This is a genomic window from Allobosea sp. AAP35 (assembly GCF_001295925.1).
Taxonomy (GTDB): domain Bacteria; phylum Pseudomonadota; class Alphaproteobacteria; order Rhizobiales; family Beijerinckiaceae; genus Allobosea.
This window is the reverse complement of record NZ_LJHQ01000003.1, coordinates 368,094-384,797: the sequence shown is the minus strand read 5'-3', so window position 1 is coordinate 384,797 and position 16,704 is coordinate 368,094. Positions and strand designations below refer to the sequence as shown.

The window sequence follows — 16,704 nt, the reverse complement described above, 5'->3', positions numbered from 1 at the left end:
GTGTCGCCCCTCCCCCTCTTGACCTCAGCCGGCTGCGCTCACGCGCCGCCGCACTTGCCGGACTTGACGTTGAAGTTGCCGCACTTCTTCTCGACCCAGTCGCCGATCAGGTCCTTCGACCCGTCGAGATGCTTGGACCAGGCGTCGCCCGGCACGAGATCGGTCTTGGAAACGACGTCGAACTGGCCATCCGCCTTGATCTCGCCGATCAGAACCGGCTTGGTGATGTGGTGGTTGGGAAGCATCTTGGAGATGCCGCCAGTCAGGTTGGGGGCCTCGATACCGGGCAGCGCATCGATGACCTTGTCGGGATCGAAGCTCTTGGCCTTCTCGACCGCCTTCACCCACATGGCGAAGCCGATGACATGGGCCTCCATCGGATCGTTGGTGACGGCCTTGTCGTTCTTCTTGTAGGCCTTCCACTGCTTGATGAAGGCCTCGTTCTCGGGCGTCTTGACCGACTGGAAGTAGTTCCACGCGGCGAGATGGCCGACGAGCGGCTTGGTGTCGATGCCGGCGAGCTCTTCCTCGCCGACCGAGAAGGCCACGACCGGGATGTCGGTCGCCTTGACGCCCTGGTTGCCGAGTTCCTTGTAGAACGGCACGTTGGCGTCGCCGTTGATGGTCGAGACCACGGCGGTCTTCTTGCCGGCGGTGCCGAATTTCTTGATGTCGGAGACGATCGTCTGCCAGTCGGAATGACCGAACGGCGTGTAGTTGATCATGATGTCCTCCTTGGCCACGCCCTTGGCGAGCAGATAGGCCTCGAGGATCTTGTTGGTCGTGCGCGGATAGACATAGTCGGTGCCGGCCAGCACCCAGCGCTGGACCTTCTCTTCCTTGGCGAGATAGTCGACCGCCGGAATCGCCTGCTGGTTGGGGGCGGCGCCGGTGTAGAAGACGTTGCGCTCGCTCTCCTCGCCCTCGTACTGGACGGGATAGAACAGGATCGAGTTCAGCTCCTTGAAGACCGGCAGCACGGATTTGCGCGACACCGAGGTCCAGCAGCCGAACACGGCCGAGACCTTGTCCTTGGTGATGAGCTCGCGGGCCTTCTCGGCGAAGAGCGGCCAGTTCGAGGCAGGATCGACGACGACGGCCTCGAGCTTCTTGCCCAGCACGCCGCCCTTCTTGTTCTGCTCCTCGATGAGCATGAGCATGACGTCCTTCAACGTCGTCTCGGAGATCGCCATCGTGCCCGAAAGCGAGTGAAGGATGCCGACCTTGATGGTCTCCTGCGCCGCCGCCGGCAGCCAGGAACCCAGAACAGTGGCGCCCGCGAGAGCGGCGCCCAACATAACGCGACGTGTGGTGTTCACGGACATATCCCCCGAACCATTCCTGGTTTGCCGCGCCCTTGAGCAGGCTGCGGCGGGCCTCCCCGGCCCGAGGCAGCCTGCTCGCAAGCGACGTGCCAACGGCACAACCGGACGTTACGGAACCACAAGTCTCTGCCGCATGACGGAGTTTGGCGATATTTCCTGCCGCCGAAGCTCCCTGCCACGCAAAGATCATGCGGCGCTGGGTTTTTTGCTTAATTAGTAATCACGTCCGTTGCCGGCAAATCAGGCAGACAGCTTCGCGCCGCGTGATTTCCTCGCAAACGCCGCCGATTTCCACCGTTCCGGCAGCGCGTTTTTTGACATTTACGCCGGCCTGAGAATCGCCCTAGCCTGTCTGCGTCGGTAACAACTGAAAGGAGGTGATCCAGTGTCTCATTGTCATCAACCGCTGGTTCAAAGCGGGCGGACCTGGGCTCTTTCCATGTGGGGTTCTTGTTACGCGTGAGCTTTTGACCTTCAGGCCCGGTTACCGGGGCTGCGGTACGGCAATGGAAGGGCTGCCCGAAAGGGCGGCCCTTCTTCCGTTGCAGGGACGCAGTTGCGCCGTGGTTCTGGCGTCGCGGCGGCGCGCATGCCACATCAGGGCATGATGATGAATCCAAGCCTTCGCGAGAACCGCCCCGTTGGTCGCACCTGAGCCCAGCCGCGAGGCGATCCTCGCCTTCATCGAGTCCGAGCGCGAGGCCGGTCGCGCGGTCGGCCGGTCCGACATCGCCAGGGCCTTCGGCCTGTCGGGCGGCGGCAAGATCTGGCTGAAGCGCCTCCTCAAGGAACTCGAGGAAGAGGGCGAGACCGGCGGCGACGGCGTCGAGCGGCCGGTGCATCCGCGCGGGGCCCTGCCCCCCGTCCTGCTCTGCGAGATCAAGGGCAAGGATCGCGACGGCGACCCCTACGCCGCGCCGCTGGAATGGAACGAGGCGGATCAGGGCGCTCCGCCCAGGATCCTGATCGAGCGGCAGCGCGAGTTCCGGGCCAAACGCCATGCCGCCCCGGCACCCGGCATGGGCGACCATGTCCTGCTCAAGCTGACGCGCCTGAAAGGCGTCGAGGGCTATCCCTATTCCGGCCGCGTGCTGAAGGTGATGGGCAAGGGCAAGGCGCAAGTGCTCGGCATCTTCCGCGCTTTGCCCGATGGTTCGGGGCGGCTGATCCCGATCGACAAGAAGTCGCAAGGCCGCGAGGCGCTGATTCCGAAAGGACAGACCGGCGACGCCGAGGATGGCGACCTGGTCTCGGTCAGCTTACGCAGCGAGAGCCGCTTCGGCCCGCCCGAAGCGCAGGTCAAGGAGCGGCTGGGCTCGATCAAGTCGGAGCGCGCCGTCAGCCTGATCGCGATTCATGCCCATGGCATCCCCAATATCTTCCAGCCCGCGACGCTTGCCGAGGCGGAGGCCGTGCGCGAAGCCGGAACGGCAGGACGCGAGGATTGGCGCGACCTGCCGCTGATCACCATAGACCCGGCCGACGCCAAGGACCATGACGACGCGGTCCATGCCGCGCCCGACGAGGATCCGGAGAACCCGGGCGGCTATGTCGTCACGGTGGCGATCGCCGATGTCGCGGCGTATGTCCGGCCGGGCTCATCACTGGACAAGGAAGCGCTGGAGCGCGGCAACTCGGTCTATTTCCCCGACCGCGTCGTGCCGATGCTGCCGGAGCGCATCTCGAACGATCTGTGCTCGCTGCGCGAGGGCGAGGATCGGCCGGCGCTCGCCGTCCGGCTCGTGCTCAAGGCGGACGGCTCGAAGAAGAGCCATTCCTTCCACCGCATCCTGATGCGCTCGGCGGCGAAGCTGTCCTACCAGCAGGCCCAAGCCGCCATCGATGGCCTTGGCGACGAAAAGGCGGCCGCCATTCGCGAGACGATCCTGATGCCGCTCTGGGCGGCCTATGGCATCGCCGCGCGCGGTCGCGACGGGCGCCAGCCGCTCGATCTCGATCTCCCCGAGCGCAAGCTGATCCTCAAAGCCGACGGCTCGGTCGACCGCGTCATCGTGCCGGAGCGGCTGGCGGCGCATAAGCTGATCGAGGAGTTCATGATCCTCGCCAATGTCGCGGCGGCCGAGACGCTGGAGAAGGCCGGCAGCCTTCTGATCTATCGCTGCCATGACGAGCCCTCGGTCGAGAAGATGCGGGCGCTGGGCGAGGTTTTGGCCTCGATCGGCATCAAGCTGCCGAAGGAGGGCGCGCTGCGGCCGGTGCTGTTCAACCGCATCCTGGGCATGATCAAGGGCTCCGAGAATGAGACCTTCATCAACGAGGTGGTGTTGCGCAGCCAGGCGCAGGCCGAATATGTCGCCGAGAATTACGGGCATTTCGGCCTGAATCTCCGCCGCTACGCGCATTTCACCTCGCCAATCCGGCGCTATGCCGACCTCATCGTCCATCGCGCCCTGATCGCGTCGCAGAAATTCGGCGATGACGGCTTGCCCAGAGGCACGACGCTCGACGCGCTGCGCGAGGTGTCGACGCGGATCTCGGCGGCCGAGCGCCGCGCCATGGCGGCCGAGCGGGAAACCGTCGATCGGCTGATTGCGCATTTCCTCGCCGACCAGATCGGCTCGTCCTTCGACGGGCGCATCGGCGGGGTCCACCGCGCCGGGCTCTTCATCAAGCTCGATGGCACGGGCGCCGACGGCTTCATCCCCGCCTCGACGCTGGGCGCGGATTATTACCGCTATGACGAGGCCATCCATGCCCTGATCGGCGAGCGCACCGGCGAGAGCTTCCGGCTCGGCGACCGCGTCCATGTCAAGCTTGTCGAGGCGGCGCCCGTCGCGGGAGCCCTTCGCTTCGAATTGCTCTCCGAAGGCCGGGCTGTGACATCGGAGCGCTCTGGCGGCCGGACAGGGCGAGGCCCATCTGCGGGACGGGGCAAGGCCGGTGCCTCGGTTGGAAGCCCGTTCCGAAGCGGCGCCGGGAAGCCCGGCCCGTCCCGACCCGGCAGGGCCAAGCCGGGCGGATCGGGCAAATCCAAACCCGGCAAGTCCAAACCCGGCAAGAGGCGTTGACGAGAGGCGTTATGGGTATCGAGTTTCACACATCGGTCGATCACCCTGCGCCGCGCAGCGTGAGCCAGGCGATCACCCGCGGCCTGCGCGGGCGCTGTCCGCGTTGCGGCGAGGGCCGCCTGTTCAAGGGCTTCCTGAAGCCGGTGGATACCTGCGCCGCCTGCGGTGAGGCGATGCACCATCAGCGCGCCGACGATCTGCCGCCCTATGTCGTCATCACCATCGTCGGCCATGTCGTCGTCGGCGGTTTGCTGATGGCCGAGAAATACGCCGACTGGTCGATGGGCCTGCATATGGCGATCTGGCCGGCGCTGACGGTGATCCTGTCGCTGCTGCTGATGCAGCCGGTCAAGGGCGGCGTCATCGGGCTGCAATGGGCGATGCGCATGCACGGCTTCGGCGGCATGCCGGACCTGCCCGAGCGGCAACCCCTGCCCTCCGCGGCTGGTCAGGCGTGAACGACGGCATCAGCACCCTGCCATGAGCAAACTCGCATGAGCGACCACGCCGTCACCCTGACCCAGGCCGAGCGGATTCGCGTAGCGACCAACATCCGTCCCAAGGATGCCGCGACGATGATGATCCTCGACCGCAGGGCCGCGAAGCCGCGCATCCTGATGGGCAAGCGCCACCCGAGCCATAAATTCATGCCCGGCAAATATGTCTTTCCCGGCGGCCGGGTCGATCCGGGCGACCGGCACATGGCCGCGACCGGCGCGCTCGCGCAGATATGCGAGGACCGGCTCTGCGCGCGCACGCTGCGCCCGACGGCTTCGAAAGCGCGCGCGCTTGCCCTGGCGGCGATTCGCGAGACCTTCGAGGAGACCGGCCTGCTGTTCGGCACGGCCGAGTATGGCGCTCCGGACAAGCCGCCCGCGGGCAGCTGGAGCGACTTCGCCGGGCATGGCATCTTCCCTGATCTTTCGGCCGTTTCCTTCGTCGCCCGCGCGGTGACGCCGCCGCGCCGGCCCAAGCGCTTCGACACGCGTTTCTTCACAGTGGACGCTGCCGCCAGCGCCAGGCAGGTCGAGAATGTCGTGGGGCCCGATTCGGAACTGGTCGATCTGGTCTGGGTCGATTTCGACGAGGCCAGGCAACTCGATCTGCCGACGATTACCAAGGTGATCATCCAGGAGGTTGAGGCGCGCATCGCCGGGGGCTTCGCGCCCTATCTGCCGGTGCCCTATTTCTGGGAAAAGAACGGGCGCTTCGTGCGCGAGGAACTCTGACGCCGGCCTTGCCAAAACCGCACGGCCTCGGCATTGCGCCTTGACTTCGACCGGCCTTTCCGGCATTCCGACCGCCGACGGTTTGCCGGGCTCGCCCGGCCTTTATCATTTCCCGTGGGCCTCACCAGCCCCGCATGGTTCGAGGATATCCCCATGGCCAAGGCCGTGACCATCAAGATCAAGCTGCTTTCGACCGCCGACACCGGCTACTTCTACGTGACGAAGAAGAACTCGCGTACTATGACCGAGAAGATGTCGATGAAGAAGTACGACCCCGTCGCGCGCAAGCACGTCGAGTTCAAGGAAACCAAGATCAAGTGAGGCGCCAAGATCAAGTGAGGCGCACTGCCTGACGACCTGGCCCAACGATTCAAAACCGCCCCTTCAGGGCGGTTTTTTCGCATCTGGACCGGCGCTGCGCTCAGCTGCCCTTCCCTTCTCAGGACCGTCGCCACGCCATGAGCATCGACCGCACCCGCCGCCCCGTCAGCGCCCGCGACAAGGCCGAAGCGCTGTTCAGCGCCGCCGCGACGAAGGTCGCCCCACCTGCCATCAAGCCCCCCGCCGTGCCCGGGGCTCGCGAACTCGTCTCGCTGCGCCTCGACAGCGACGTGCTCGCTCATTTTCAGGACGACGGCCCAGGCTGGCAGGATCGGATCAACATCGCACTGCGTCGCGCTGCCGGTCTTTAGGGGCCGCCCGCAGCGAGGTATTCCTCCGGAGCGCCACCTGTTTCACGCGGCTGATTTGTCACACCTGGCGACGTTATCGGTGCGGAGATTGCATCCTGCCCATGCCGTGGCCATCTGAGCCAGTCGTCGGATCCACGACCGATCCTCTTCAGTCGGAGCCTGAGCGTGACCAGCATTGATCCTGAACCGGAAGCGGAACCGCGCCGATCGACCCATGGACCCGGCCGCCGCGTGCTGAAGATGCTGGTGGGGATCGATTCCGCGCGCCTGCTGCGCACCCGTATCGGCGCGGCACTCGCGCTAGTCGGCTTGCTGGCAGCCTTCGCCGTCATAGGCTACGGCGTGCCGGCCCTGCTCTCGCAGTACTTCTGAGCGATGTGAAGGTGGCCGGCCGGCAGCAGGTCTGAGGAGGCCAGATTGTCCGCAGCCGGCCGGCCGAGCCCCCCGGTTTCCCAGGAGATGCGGCGGACCTGAGCACCCGAGGGGCATCACGAGGCAGCGGAGGCCGCTGCGTCTGGAAAACCCTTGCAGCAGGCCTGCGGCGAATCAATCGAATACAGTCGATTCACCATTGTTCATCGACGCTTAACCTTACCGCATAACCAGTTCAGGCCGCGCTGGCGGCGATGACCCGGTTGCGGCCGTTCGCCTTGGCCCGGTAGAGCGCATCGTCGGCGCGCTTCATGATCTCGGCCGACGAGCCATCGCCCGCGCGGCGGCTGGACACGCCGATCGAGACCGTCACGGGAATGGTACGGGTGTTGCCCTGGATGCCGAAAGGGGCGGCCTCGACGCGCTCGCGGATGCGCTCGGCGACCGCGTAGGCGGCGTCGAGTGCCGTGTCAGGGAGGACCACGACGATTTCCTCGCCGCCCATCCGCGCGACAAGGTCGATGCCGCGCGTGCAGGCGCGAACGCGGTCGGCGAATTCGCGCAGCACCTCGTCGCCGGCATCGTGACCCCAGCTGTCATTGACCGATTTGAAATGGTCGATATCGAGCACCAGCAGCGCCAGCGAGCGCGCGCGCAGCGCCGATTCGTCGAACATCGTGGCCATCCGGCTGTCCATGTAGCGCCGGTTGTGGAGCCCGGTGAGCTGGTCCATCACCGCCATCTCCATCGAGGACTGCACGCTGTCGCGCAGTTTTTCGGTGAAGCGCTTGCGCCGGACTTGGGTGCGGACGCGGGCAACGAGCTCATTGCGATCGATCGGCCGGATCAGGAAATCGTGAGCGCCGATTTCGAGGCCACGCAGGATGCGGGTGCGATCCTCGGCCTCGCCCATCATCAGGACTGAGACATTTCGTGTGCGCTCCAGCGAGCGAAGTTGGCTGCACAGACGCAGGCCATCGTAATTCGCCAGATCCAGGCTGACGACGACGCTGTCGAAATCCCCCTCGACGGCGCGCAGCAGCGCCTGCTGCGGATCGGCCTCGATCTCGACGATATGGAAAGCCGACAGCGCGCTCTCCAGCCGCTCGCTGACGCGGGGCCTGTCCTCAACCAGAAGAATGCGCCCGTTGAGGCCGGTCTCGGAGGCTGCGGCTGCAAGCGGGTCGGCAATACCGAGGCGGCGTGAGGCCAGCGCGCGGTTGCGCAGCTCGTCGGTCATCGACTTGAGCCGCACCAGGCTGCGCACCCGGGCAAACAGGGCGGTGTCGTCGAGAGGCTTGGTCAGGAAATCGTCGGCGCCCGCATCCAGCCCCTTGAGCCGGTCGGCCGGCTGGTCGAGCGCCGTCACCATCACCACGGGAATATGCGCGGTCGTCGCCTCGCTTTTCAGGCGGCGGCAGACCTCGAAGCCGTTCATGCCAGGCATCATCACGTCGAGCAGAACGATGTCGGTCTCGCCGCGTTCGCAGATCGCCAGTGCATCCAGCCCGTTGAGGGCGGTCACGACATCAAAATACTCCGCCGAAAGCTTCGCTTCCAGCAGCTTGACGTTGCTGATGATGTCGTCGACGACGAGGACGCGCGCTGACATGGGTTTGCTTTCGGGCGTTCAGGCCGCGCCGGCATAGGCACGGACGGTCTCCAGAAATTTCGCAACCGAGATCGGTTTCGAGAGATAAGCCTCGCAGCCCCCCTCACGGATGCGCTCCTCGTCGCCCTTCATCGCAAAGGCGGTGACCGCGATGACGGGAATCGATTTCAGGTCGTCATCCTCCTTGATCCACTTCGTGACCTCGAGCCCCGAAACTTCGGGCAGCTGGATGTCCATGAGGATCAGGTCGGGGTGATGCGTGCGGGCGAGTTCGATCGCCTCGATGCCGTCAGCCGTCTTCAGCGTGGCGTAACCATGCGCCTCGAGCAGGTCGTTGAAGAGCTTCATGTTGAGCTCATTGTCTTCGACGATCAGAACCGTCTTCATGATGCCGCCCTTCATTTGCGCCACGAACTGCGCGGAGAGCCCCCGGGTTGTTCAAGCTGGCAGCCTCGTTGACAGATGTTCTAGCATGACAGCCGTTGACGAAACGCAAACCCGACACAACACACGGAGCATTTGACGCGATGGCCCGACTGCCGACCCAACAGGATGCTGAGACGCTGGCCTTGCGCGCCCTGGGCTTCCTGGCGGCCGAGCCGGAACGGCTCGAACCGTTCCTGGCGACGACAGGGCTTGGGCCTGCCACGTTGCGGGCGGCTGCCAGCGAGCCGGGTTTCCTCGCCGCCGTTCTCGACCATATCGGCGGCAGCGATTCGCTCCTGCTCGAGTTTGCCGGAAATCTGGGGGTGAGTCCGGAAGCGGTTGCGCTGGCCCGCGACCGGCTTGGCGGACCGCCCTCCGGCGAGGCGCCTTGACCGAGCGCCTGTCAGGGGCGGTGCGGCGCGTTTTGTGCCGCGACTGCCTAAACGATCATGATGGCGATGTGACCGAGCCGCGGCGCTGCCCGGCCTGCGGCTCGCCGCGGCTGCTGCGCCACCCTGAGCGCGATGCCTTGAGCCTCGCGCATATCGATTGCGACGCTTTTTATGCCGCCATCGAGAAACGCGACGATCCGTCCCTGCTGGACAAGCCGGTGATCATCGGCGGCGGCAGGCGCGGCGTGGTTTCGACCGCATGCTACATCGCCCGCACCTATGGCGTGCGCTCGGCCATGCCGATGTTCAAGGCGCTCAAGGCCTGCCCGGAGGCGGTCGTGGTCAAGCCTGACATGGCAAAATATGTCGCTGTCGGCCGCCAGGTGCGCCTGCTCATGCAGGAGCTCACGCCGCTGGTCGAGCCGATTTCGATCGACGAGGCCTTTCTGGACCTTTCGGGCACGCAGCTGCTGCACCATGCCAGCCCGGCGATCACGCTGGCGCGCTTCGCCCGGCGCATCGAGACGGAGATCGGCATCAGCGTCTCGATCGGCCTCTCCTATGCGAAATTCCTGGCCAAGGTGGCCTCCGACATGGACAAGCCGCGGGGGTTTTCGGTGATCGGGCGGGCAGAAGCCGTCGCGTTCCTCGCCGCCAAGCCAGTCGGGCTCATTCCCGGCATCGGGCAGGCCAGTGCGGCGAAACTGGCCGCGGCCGGCTTCCGGCTGATCGGCGATCTGCGCGAGGCGCCTGTAGAAAACCTCTTCCGGCTCGCCGGCAGGGACGGGCCGCGCCTGAAGAACCTTGCCAACGGCATCGATCCGCGTCGTGTGACGCCGGACCGCGAGACCAAGAGCGTCTCCAGCGAGACCACGCTCGATGTCGATCTGGCGCGCTTCGAGGAGCTCGAGCCGGTGCTCTGGCGGCTCTGCGAAAAGACCTCCAAACGCCTCAAACATCAGGAGCTTGCGGGGCGTACCATCACGTTGAAACTGAAGACGGCGGATTTCCATTCGATCACGCGCGCCAGCCGCCTGCCCGAGCCGACACAGCTCGCGGCGCGGCTGTTTGCCGCTGGGCGCGAGCTCTTGCGGCGTGAATGCACGGGCGCGCGTTATCGCCTGATCGGCATCGGCGCCAGCGATCTCGCCCCGCCCGAGGATGCCGACCATGGCGACCTCGCCGATGTGGCGACGCCGCGCCTGAAGGCGATGGAGGGCGCGCTCGATTCATTGCGCGCACGCTTCGGGGACGCGGCGATCGGCAAGGGCCTGAGCCTGCGCCTGCCGCGGCGCTCGGAGGGCGCGGCTACTTCGCGCAATCCGCCTGAGGCAGAAGATCCAGACGCGTAAGCGTGCCGCGCAGGGCGAAACTGCCATAGTCGAGCCGCACCGCGCCGGTCACGCCGTTCTCGTAGAGCTCGAACGCAATCGTGTAGCTCGGCGTCGTCTCGCCCGAGCCGACCTTGAAATACGACATCGTGACCGGCCAACGCGCGAGGCTTTCGAATTCGGGCCGCTGCAGCGGCGCCTCGGCGGGCTTGGCCTCGATCTTCCGGCCGATGACGGACAGCGTCTCATAGACGTCCTTGCCGCCATTGGCGCCGTCATAGAGGCGGACATTGAGCGTGCTCTGGCCGGCGCGCGCAGCCTGGATCACCGCCTTCATCTGTGCATTGGGGAACAATGCCGCTGCGGCCTCGCGATGCGTCTCGGGTTTGGGGATGGTCAGCTTGACCTCGAAACCCTCGCCGGCCTTGCTGGCGATGCCATCCACCGTCTCGGTCGGCGCACCGGCAGCGGAGCTTTCGGTCTTGAAGCGGTAGCTGGCGCCGTCACCGGCCTCGAAGCTCGTGGTGCGGGCGTCGATGACGCGCGGCCCGCTTTCGCCGCTCTGCAACTGCGTCACCTGGCGAAACGACAAGGCGTAGCCCTCGCAGGCGTCGCCGGTGAAATCGAAGGCGATGCGGCCGCGCGCCGATTCAATGTTTTTGGTGGCCTTGCCCGCGTCGAGAACGAGATCATAGACCGCCCGGTGCGGGACCAGGACGACGCGATCGGCCGCTTGCGGCTGCGCGAGCGCCGTTCCGTTCCACAGCGCCGCAACGGCGAGCAATCCCGCAAGGCCTGGAGCGTTCGTCGTCATGGGGCACGCCGCTTTCGTTGGTACTGCACCGAATCTAGGTGCAATGCCGCGATGGCGCAAACAAGGCGGCGGCGGAGCGGATCGGCGCCTTAACGTCGCGCCTGGCTGCGCTTGCGGGCGCGCCGGTCATCGGCCATGAAAGGCATCTGCCCCGGTGGAGTTGCCCCGATGAATGCCGTCGATACCAAGCTCGCCGAACTCGGCATCACCCTGCCCACGCCGGCCGCTCCCATCGCCAATTACGTGCCCTACGTCATCAGCGGCAATCTGCTGGTGATCTCGGGGCAGCTCTGCTTCGGGCTCGATGGCAAGCTCGCCGACGCCCACAAGGGCAAGCTCGGTGGCGAGATCTTCAACGAGGCCGGGCTCGAGGCGGCGCGGCTATGCGCCATCAACGTGCTCGCCCAGGCCAAGGCCGCACTCGGGGGAGATCTCAGCCGGATCACGCGCTGCGTGCGCCTGGGCGGGTTCATCAACGCCGCCCCGCATTTCGCGGCGCTGCCGGCGATCATGAACGGCGCGTCCGATCTGATGGTCGAGGTGCTCGGCGACAAGGGGCGCCATGCCCGCTCGACGATCGGTGTCGCGCAACTGCCGGCCGATGCTGCCGTCGAGGTTGAAGCGATGTTTGAGATCGCCTGATGCGGGACCGGCCCCTGCACGACCATGCCCATTCCGGCCTCGGCTGGCTGACTGCCCGGCCGATCGCGCATCGCGGCCTGCACGATGCGGCGGCGGGCGTCATCGAAAACAGCATTCCGGCGGCGCAGGCGGCGATCGCGCGCGGCTACGGCATCGAATGCGACGTCCAGCTCAGCGCCGATGGCGAGGCCATGGTGTTCCACGACTTCGTTCTGGACCGCTTGACCGAAACGACCGGCGCGGTCTCGTCGCAGACGGCCAAGGCGCTCGCCGCGACCGTTCTGAAGGGCTGCCAGGGCCAGATCCCGACACTGTCGGCCTTTCTCGATGCGATCGGCGGGCGCGTGCCGCTGGTCATCGAGATCAAGAGCCGGTTCGACGGCGATCTCGCCTTGACGCGCCGCGCCGCCGAGATCGTCGCGGGCCACAGCGGCCAGCCGATCGTGTTCAAGTCCTTCGATCCCGACATCGTCACGGCGCTGCGCGAGATCGCTCCCGCGGTCCCGCGCGGCATTGTCGCGATGAATGATTATTCCTCGGCCGACTTTGCCCATCTCGATTCCAGCGAGCGGCGCGCCATGGCCAACCTGCTGCATTTCGACCGAAGCCGGCCCGATTTCCTGTCCTGGAAAGTGGCCGATCTCGAAAGCGCCGCGCCCTATCTCTGCCGCACCGCGCTCGGCCTGCCGCTGATGAGCTGGACGGTGCGGACGCCGGCCGATCGCGAGATAGCAACGCGCCATGCCGACCAGATCGTGTTCGAGGGCTTCACGCCTTGAGCAGCGGCGAGGGCGGCGACCTGCGGGTTCGCGTCGCGACCTCGCTCAAGGCCGTGCCGGCTGCCGCCTGGAACGCCTGCGCCTGGTCCGACGCGCCCGAGCGCTCGCCTGCAGGCCATGACCGCGAAAACCCCTTTATCTGCCATGAATTCCTGAGGGCGCTGGAGGAAAGCGGCTGCGTCGGTGGTCGCTCGGGCTGGTCGCCGGCCTATCTCCTGGTCGAGGATGAGGCGGGCGCGCTGCTTGCCGCGACGCCGAGCTATCTGAAGAGCCACAGCCAAGGCGAGTATGTCTTCGACCATGGCTGGGCCGACGCCTATGAGCGGGCGGGCGGTCGCTATTACCCCAAGATCCAGGTCGCGGCTCCGTTCACCCCGGCAACCGGGCCTCGCCTCCTGGTCGCGGCTGGGGGCCGCGCCAAGGAAGCCCGGGCCGGTCTCATTGCCGGGCTGGAGGCCTTGCGCGACCAGACCGAGGCCTCATCAGTTCATGTCACTTTCGCGCAGGAGCCCGAGATCGCGAGCTTGCGCGAGGCGGGCTATCTCGAACGCCACGACCTGCAGTTTCATTGGCAAAACGAGGGCTTCTCCGCTTACGATGATTTCCTGGCGACGCTGGCCTCGCGCAAGCGCAAGGCCTTGAAACGCGAACGCCGCGAGGCGTTGTCCAATGGCATCACGGTCGAAGTGCTTTCTGGCGCCGACCTCACCGAAGCGGTCTGGGACGATTTTCACTCGTTCTATGAAGATACCGGTGCGCGAAAATGGGGCCGCCCTTACCTGAACCGCGCCTTCTTCTCGGCGGTCGGGACGGCCATGGGCGAGCGCATCGTGCTGATGATGGCCAAGCGCGAGGGCCGCTATATCGCCGGCGCGATCAATTTCCGCGGCGCCAACACGCTCTATGGCCGCAATTGGGGATGCGTCGAGGACCACCCCTTCCTGCATTTCGAGCTCTGCTACCATCGGGCCATCGATTACGCGATTGCGCACGGGCTCGTCCGCGTCGAGGCGGGTGCGCAGGGCGAGCACAAGCTCGCGCGCGGCTATCGGCCGGTGGTGACGCGCTCGCTGCACCAGCTCGCCGACCCCGGCCTGCAGCGCGCGGTGGCGCATTTCCTCACTCGGGAACGACAGCAGATCGCGCAGGCGCAAGAGGCGCTGGCGGCGGAAAGCCCTTTCCGCAAAGCCGGCGATGCCCCGTGAGTGAGCCTGCCTCGCCCCTGGCAGCCGATCAGCCGCAGGCTTTCTGCACGGATGACGACCTCGGCTACCAGCGCAGCCGCACGGTGTTCGCCGCTGGCGCCGCGGTGAGGCTGGACGAGCCCTATCGTCTCGCGCATCTTCCCCTGGTCGCGCCGGCCCATCCCGGCGTGATCGCGCGGCAGGAGGGCCGATCCTACGAGATGGGCCGGCATGCGCGGATCTATTCGCTGGTTCTGCCGGTCGACGGTACTGTGCTGGCGGCAGCCGAACCCTTCCTGCGGCTTGACGACGCGATGCGGCGCGCGCCCTTCGCCCACAAGATCGCCTGGGACATCCTGCCGCGCCGGGCCGACCGGCTGCATGCAACGCTGTGCGGCACGCTCTCGACGGGAGACGCGCCCGCCATCGACGCAGCCCTGCGCGAGACGATCGCGAAGTTGGGGCCCTTCGAGGTCGAACTGCGCGGGCTGTTCTGTGGCAACGTCAATCTCGGCCGGCTCTATCTGCGGGCCTATCCTGAGAGGCGCGACGGATCGAACCCGATCCAGGCGCTCCAGGCCGCCTTCGGCCGCCCGCCCGGCGACCTTTATCTGGTCGGGCTCTACAATTTGACCGACGATCTCGATTCGCGGGAGACCGCTGCGCTGTCGGAGATGATCGGGCGCTGGTGGGACGTGCCGCTGCTGCGCTGGACGGTCCGGGATCTCTGGGTGCTGGGCGCCTGCGACGATCTCGTGCTTGATGCCGAGATCGCAACGACACTGGAGCTGCACGCCGGCGCACCGCGCCCCGCTCCTCGTCTGCAGCCTTGACGACACAAGCCCGCTCGCGACAGGCTGACGGCAATGACCCCGCCCCTCACCTGCCCGGGACCGCGCATGACCGCCTATGACGAATCCAATGTCTTCGCCAAAATCCTGCGCGGCGAGTTGCCGTCGCAGACCGTCTACGAAGACGCGCAGACGTTGGCGATCATGGACATCATGCCGCGCGCCGACGGGCATGTGCTGGTGATCCCGAAGGTCGCCTGCCGCAACCTGCTCGATGCGCCCCCCGAGGCGCTGGCGGCGGTGGCCCTGACCACGCAAAAGCTCGCCCATGCCGTCACGGCCGCCTTCGACGCCGATGGCGTGACGATCCAGCAGTTCAACGAGGCCGCCGGCGGACAGGTGGTGTTCCACCTTCACGTCCACGTCATCCCGCGCCATGACGGGCAACCGCTGCGGGCCCATACCGGTGCGATGGAGAAGCCGGATGTTCTTGCGGCGAATGCCGAGCGGATCAGGACTGCGCTGAAAGCGTCCTGATCGCGCCGCTCACGGCGTCAAAAGCCAATAGGCGCCGCCGATCAGCGCCGCCTCCCCGGCGAGCACCGCCAGCATGACGCGGCGGCGGTCGAACAGCATGATGCCAAGCGTGACCGCCAGCGCCCCGACTCGCAGCGCCAGCGGCACGGCCGCCAGCGCGCCGGGCGGCGCCACGATCAGCTTGGCGACGATGCCGGCGAGCAGCGCTGTCGCCACCGCCCGCACCCATTCGAGCGCCGGCGAATTGGCATCGAGACGCCGCGAAAATGCGACCGCGAGCCAACGCCAAATCTCGGTCGGCAGCACGGCAAAGAGCAGGAGCGCCAGAAACGGCCAGAACGGCCCGTCCAGCCAGGGAATCGGCTGGGTGATCAATGGCTGCGTCATGCCGGCTTCCGTGGCCGCAGCAGGAAGGCGAGCGTCCCGGCGATCAGGCCGGCCACGATCAGGTCGAAGCCGCCGCCGATGAAACGGGCGCAGATCGGCGCGAGCACGAGCCCGAGCAGGATGGCGGCGACATCGCCGCGATGGCGCACCCCAGCCGACAGCGAAGCCAGGAAGAAGATCGGGGTCAGGCACATCAGCCCGGCTGCGAACGGGATCGGCAGCGCCCCAATCAGATAATAGCCGAGGAAGGTGCCAAGCGAACTCATCGCCATGCAGGCGTTGGCGAAGCCGAGGAAATAGGCCACGCGCTGCGGCGGCGGCACATGGGGTAGCCGGCGAAGCCCCTCGGTCCAGGCCGTCACCGCGACATAATGCGCCAGCAGCAGCTGCATCCAGACGCTCTGGCCAGGACGGCGCAGCAGCGGCAGAATCGCCACCGTCATGGGCAGGAAGCGCAATGAGGCGAAACCGACCGCGATCGCGATCGCGCTCCAGGCGGCGCCGGCGGCGATGGAGGCGAAGAAGATGACCTGGGACGGGCCGGCCCAGACCAGCATGGTCGAGAGCACAGCGACCTCGACGGGATAGCCGACATCGCGCGCCAGCGAGCCGACGCCGATCAGGCCGAAGCCAACGACCCAGGCCGGCAGCGACAAGGCATCGCGCATGCCGGCGAGCGCGACACGCCAGGCGCTCCACTCGACGGATACACTCATGAAGGGGTCGGCAAGTGGCCGTCTCGCGGTCGGGAGGAATCGGGCCTGGTCGCCGTGATGGCGAGCTGGCGCCTCTCCCTAACGCGCCGTTTCAACCGCTCCGAGCCCCGGCAGCGGGTAGTCGGCTCTGCGCCTGCTGCAACGGGGAGACGGCGCGGGCGCGTTCAGCGCAAGCCCTTGAACAGGATGCCAATCAGCTCATTGCCGAAGTCGATCAGTTCCTTGGGAATACCGCCGACCGCCTTCACCCCGAGATAGATCAGGTAGACGAAGGCCGGCACGAGGATCCAGCCGAGGACTTCCTCGAAAATCTTCCGCCGGCGCCGGCGCCGGTCGCGCTTCTCGAACCAGCTCAGCTTCTCCTTGTGCCGCGCAGCTGCCCGCTCCGGCGCAGGCTCGGCCGCGTGGGCGAGCAGGGTGTCAGTTTTTCGCCTGAAGAACACGGT

The 16,704-nt window shown here is 66.5% G+C and carries 20 protein-coding genes; 13 read left to right on the top strand and 7 right to left on the bottom strand.

All coding sequences use genetic code 11. The annotated features are described in order from the left end of the window. Positions 1-38: 38 nt before the first annotated feature. Positions 39-1,298 (bottom strand): urea ABC transporter substrate-binding protein, encoded by a 1,260-nt coding sequence (gene urtA / locus IP69_RS02875; RefSeq protein WP_054141281.1) that lies wholly within the window; start codon positions 1,296-1,298, stop codon positions 39-41. 668 nt (positions 1,299-1,966) lie between these two features. Between urtA and rnr the strand changes: the two genes are divergently transcribed. The 6 genes from rnr (at position 1,967) to IP69_RS21685 (ending at position 6,647) form a co-directional block, all read left to right on the top strand. Then, positions 1,967-4,354 (top strand): ribonuclease R, encoded by a 2,388-nt coding sequence (rnr, locus tag IP69_RS02870; protein ID WP_248306676.1) that lies wholly within the window; start codon positions 1,967-1,969, stop codon positions 4,352-4,354. Between the two features lie 11 nt (positions 4,355-4,365). After that, positions 4,366-4,812, top strand: coding sequence for a DUF983 domain-containing protein (locus tag IP69_RS02865; RefSeq protein ID WP_054141279.1), 447 nt, complete (start codon positions 4,366-4,368; stop codon positions 4,810-4,812). Between the two features lie 36 nt (positions 4,813-4,848). After that, on the top strand, positions 4,849-5,583 hold the full coding sequence (locus IP69_RS02860; protein WP_054141278.1) for an NUDIX hydrolase: 735 nt from the start codon (positions 4,849-4,851) through the stop codon (positions 5,581-5,583). Between the two features lie 153 nt (positions 5,584-5,736). Further along, positions 5,737-5,904, top strand: a complete 168-nt coding sequence (gene rpmG, locus IP69_RS02855; RefSeq protein WP_054141277.1) for a 50S ribosomal protein L33 — start codon at positions 5,737-5,739, stop codon at positions 5,902-5,904. Between the two features lie 137 nt (positions 5,905-6,041). Continuing rightward, entirely contained in the window at positions 6,042-6,275 is a 234-nt protein-coding gene (locus tag IP69_RS02850; RefSeq protein ID WP_054141276.1) for a BrnA antitoxin family protein, read from the top strand. Positions 6,276-6,440: 165 nt separating this feature from the next. Next, on the top strand, positions 6,441-6,647 hold the full coding sequence (locus IP69_RS21685) for a hypothetical protein (RefSeq protein WP_156323257.1): 207 nt from the start codon (positions 6,441-6,443) through the stop codon (positions 6,645-6,647). Positions 6,648-6,882: 235 nt separating this feature from the next. On the opposite strand, the gene IP69_RS02845 is transcribed toward IP69_RS21685, so the two are convergent. Both IP69_RS02845 and IP69_RS02840 read right to left on the bottom strand, forming a co-directional pair. Continuing rightward, entirely contained in the window at positions 6,883-8,259 is a 1,377-nt protein-coding gene (locus tag IP69_RS02845; RefSeq protein ID WP_054141275.1) for a PleD family two-component system response regulator, read from the bottom strand. 18 nt (positions 8,260-8,277) lie between these two features. Further along, positions 8,278-8,649, bottom strand: a complete 372-nt coding sequence (locus IP69_RS02840) for a response regulator (protein ID WP_054141425.1) — start codon at positions 8,647-8,649, stop codon at positions 8,278-8,280. Between the two features lie 137 nt (positions 8,650-8,786). Here IP69_RS02840 and IP69_RS02835 point away from each other — a divergent pair, with 137 nt between their 5' ends. Together IP69_RS02835 and IP69_RS02830 are read left to right on the top strand one after the other, a co-directional pair. Continuing rightward, a complete protein-coding gene (locus IP69_RS02835; protein WP_054141274.1) occupies positions 8,787-9,077 on the top strand; it encodes a DUF3572 domain-containing protein in 291 nt (96 codons plus the stop codon). A 32-nt stretch (positions 9,078-9,109) separates the two neighbouring features. After that, entirely contained in the window at positions 9,110-10,429 is a 1,320-nt protein-coding gene (locus IP69_RS02830; protein ID WP_248306692.1) for a DNA polymerase IV, read from the top strand. On the opposite strand, the gene IP69_RS02825 is transcribed toward IP69_RS02830, so the two are convergent. Further along, complete coding sequence (locus IP69_RS02825; protein ID WP_082358853.1) at positions 10,386-11,222, bottom strand: cell envelope integrity EipB family protein; 837 nt, start codon at positions 11,220-11,222, stop codon at positions 10,386-10,388. The two genes, IP69_RS02830 and IP69_RS02825, sit on opposite strands and share 44 nt — an antisense overlap. Positions 11,223-11,390: 168 nt before the next feature. On the opposite strand from IP69_RS02825, the gene IP69_RS02820 reads away from it, so the two are divergent. From IP69_RS02820 to IP69_RS02800, 5 genes are all read left to right on the top strand, one after another. Further along, the gene (locus tag IP69_RS02820) at positions 11,391-11,864 is read left to right on the top strand and encodes a RidA family protein (protein WP_054141272.1); all 474 of its coding nucleotides are present in this window, start codon (positions 11,391-11,393) and stop codon (positions 11,862-11,864) included. Beyond that, positions 11,864-12,643, top strand: a complete 780-nt coding sequence (locus IP69_RS02815) for a glycerophosphodiester phosphodiesterase family protein (protein ID WP_054141271.1) — start codon at positions 11,864-11,866, stop codon at positions 12,641-12,643. Before IP69_RS02820 ends, IP69_RS02815 begins: the two co-directional genes overlap by 1 nt. 20 nt (positions 12,644-12,663) lie before the next feature. Beyond that, on the top strand, positions 12,664-13,848 hold the full coding sequence (locus tag IP69_RS02810) for a GNAT family N-acetyltransferase (RefSeq protein ID WP_248306691.1): 1,185 nt from the start codon (positions 12,664-12,666) through the stop codon (positions 13,846-13,848). Further along, positions 13,845-14,660 carry a 2'-5' RNA ligase family protein gene (locus IP69_RS02805; RefSeq protein ID WP_054141269.1) on the top strand — a complete coding sequence of 272 codons (816 nt, stop codon included), beginning with the start codon at positions 13,845-13,847 and terminating at the stop codon, positions 14,658-14,660. The genes IP69_RS02810 and IP69_RS02805 overlap by 4 nt, the downstream gene beginning before the upstream one ends. Before the next feature lie 66 nt (positions 14,661-14,726). After that, the gene (locus IP69_RS02800) at positions 14,727-15,155 is read left to right on the top strand and encodes an HIT family protein (RefSeq protein ID WP_054141268.1); all 429 of its coding nucleotides are present in this window, start codon (positions 14,727-14,729) and stop codon (positions 15,153-15,155) included. Between the two features lie 9 nt (positions 15,156-15,164). Here IP69_RS02800 and IP69_RS02795 read toward each other — a convergent pair whose 3' ends face one another. The 3 genes from IP69_RS02795 to IP69_RS02785 all read right to left on the bottom strand — a co-directional run bounded on the left by IP69_RS02795 (position 15,165) and on the right by IP69_RS02785 (position 16,701). Further along, entirely contained in the window at positions 15,165-15,542 is a 378-nt protein-coding gene (locus IP69_RS02795) for an AzlD domain-containing protein (RefSeq protein WP_054141267.1), read from the bottom strand. Further along, positions 15,539-16,258 (bottom strand): AzlC family ABC transporter permease, encoded by a 720-nt coding sequence (locus IP69_RS02790; RefSeq protein WP_054141266.1) that lies wholly within the window; start codon positions 16,256-16,258, stop codon positions 15,539-15,541. Before IP69_RS02790 ends, IP69_RS02795 begins: the two co-directional genes overlap by 4 nt. A 164-nt stretch (positions 16,259-16,422) precedes the next feature. Then, positions 16,423-16,701 carry a hypothetical protein gene (locus IP69_RS02785; RefSeq protein ID WP_054141265.1) on the bottom strand — a complete coding sequence of 93 codons (279 nt, stop codon included), beginning with the start codon at positions 16,699-16,701 and terminating at the stop codon, positions 16,423-16,425. Between the last annotated feature and the right edge of the window lie 3 nt (positions 16,702-16,704).

Excerpts from the sequence above, each read along its gene's own strand:
- urtA (WP_054141281.1), bottom strand. The coding sequence starts at position 1,298 with ATGTTGGGCGCCGCTCTCGCGGGCGCCACTGTTCTGGGTTCCTGGCTG.
- IP69_RS02865 (WP_054141279.1), top strand. The coding sequence starts at position 4,366 with ATGGGTATCGAGTTTCACACATCGGTCGATCACCCTGCGCCGCGCAGC.
- IP69_RS02860 (WP_054141278.1), top strand. The coding sequence starts at position 4,849 with ATGAGCGACCACGCCGTCACCCTGACCCAGGCCGAGCGGATTCGCGTA.
- rpmG (WP_054141277.1), top strand. The coding sequence starts at position 5,737 with ATGGCCAAGGCCGTGACCATCAAGATCAAGCTGCTTTCGACCGCCGAC.
- IP69_RS02850 (WP_054141276.1), top strand. The coding sequence starts at position 6,042 with ATGAGCATCGACCGCACCCGCCGCCCCGTCAGCGCCCGCGACAAGGCC.
- IP69_RS02845 (WP_054141275.1), bottom strand. The coding sequence starts at position 8,259 with ATGTCAGCGCGCGTCCTCGTCGTCGACGACATCATCAGCAACGTCAAG.
- IP69_RS02835 (WP_054141274.1), top strand. The coding sequence starts at position 8,787 with ATGGCCCGACTGCCGACCCAACAGGATGCTGAGACGCTGGCCTTGCGC.
- IP69_RS02825 (WP_082358853.1), bottom strand. The coding sequence starts at position 11,222 with ATGACGACGAACGCTCCAGGCCTTGCGGGATTGCTCGCCGTTGCGGCG.
- IP69_RS02820 (WP_054141272.1), top strand. The coding sequence starts at position 11,391 with ATGAATGCCGTCGATACCAAGCTCGCCGAACTCGGCATCACCCTGCCC.
- IP69_RS02815 (WP_054141271.1), top strand. The coding sequence starts at position 11,864 with ATGCGGGACCGGCCCCTGCACGACCATGCCCATTCCGGCCTCGGCTGG.
- IP69_RS02800 (WP_054141268.1), top strand. The coding sequence starts at position 14,727 with ATGACCGCCTATGACGAATCCAATGTCTTCGCCAAAATCCTGCGCGGC.
- IP69_RS02795 (WP_054141267.1), bottom strand. The coding sequence starts at position 15,542 with ATGACGCAGCCATTGATCACCCAGCCGATTCCCTGGCTGGACGGGCCG.
- IP69_RS02790 (WP_054141266.1), bottom strand. The coding sequence starts at position 16,258 with ATGAGTGTATCCGTCGAGTGGAGCGCCTGGCGTGTCGCGCTCGCCGGC.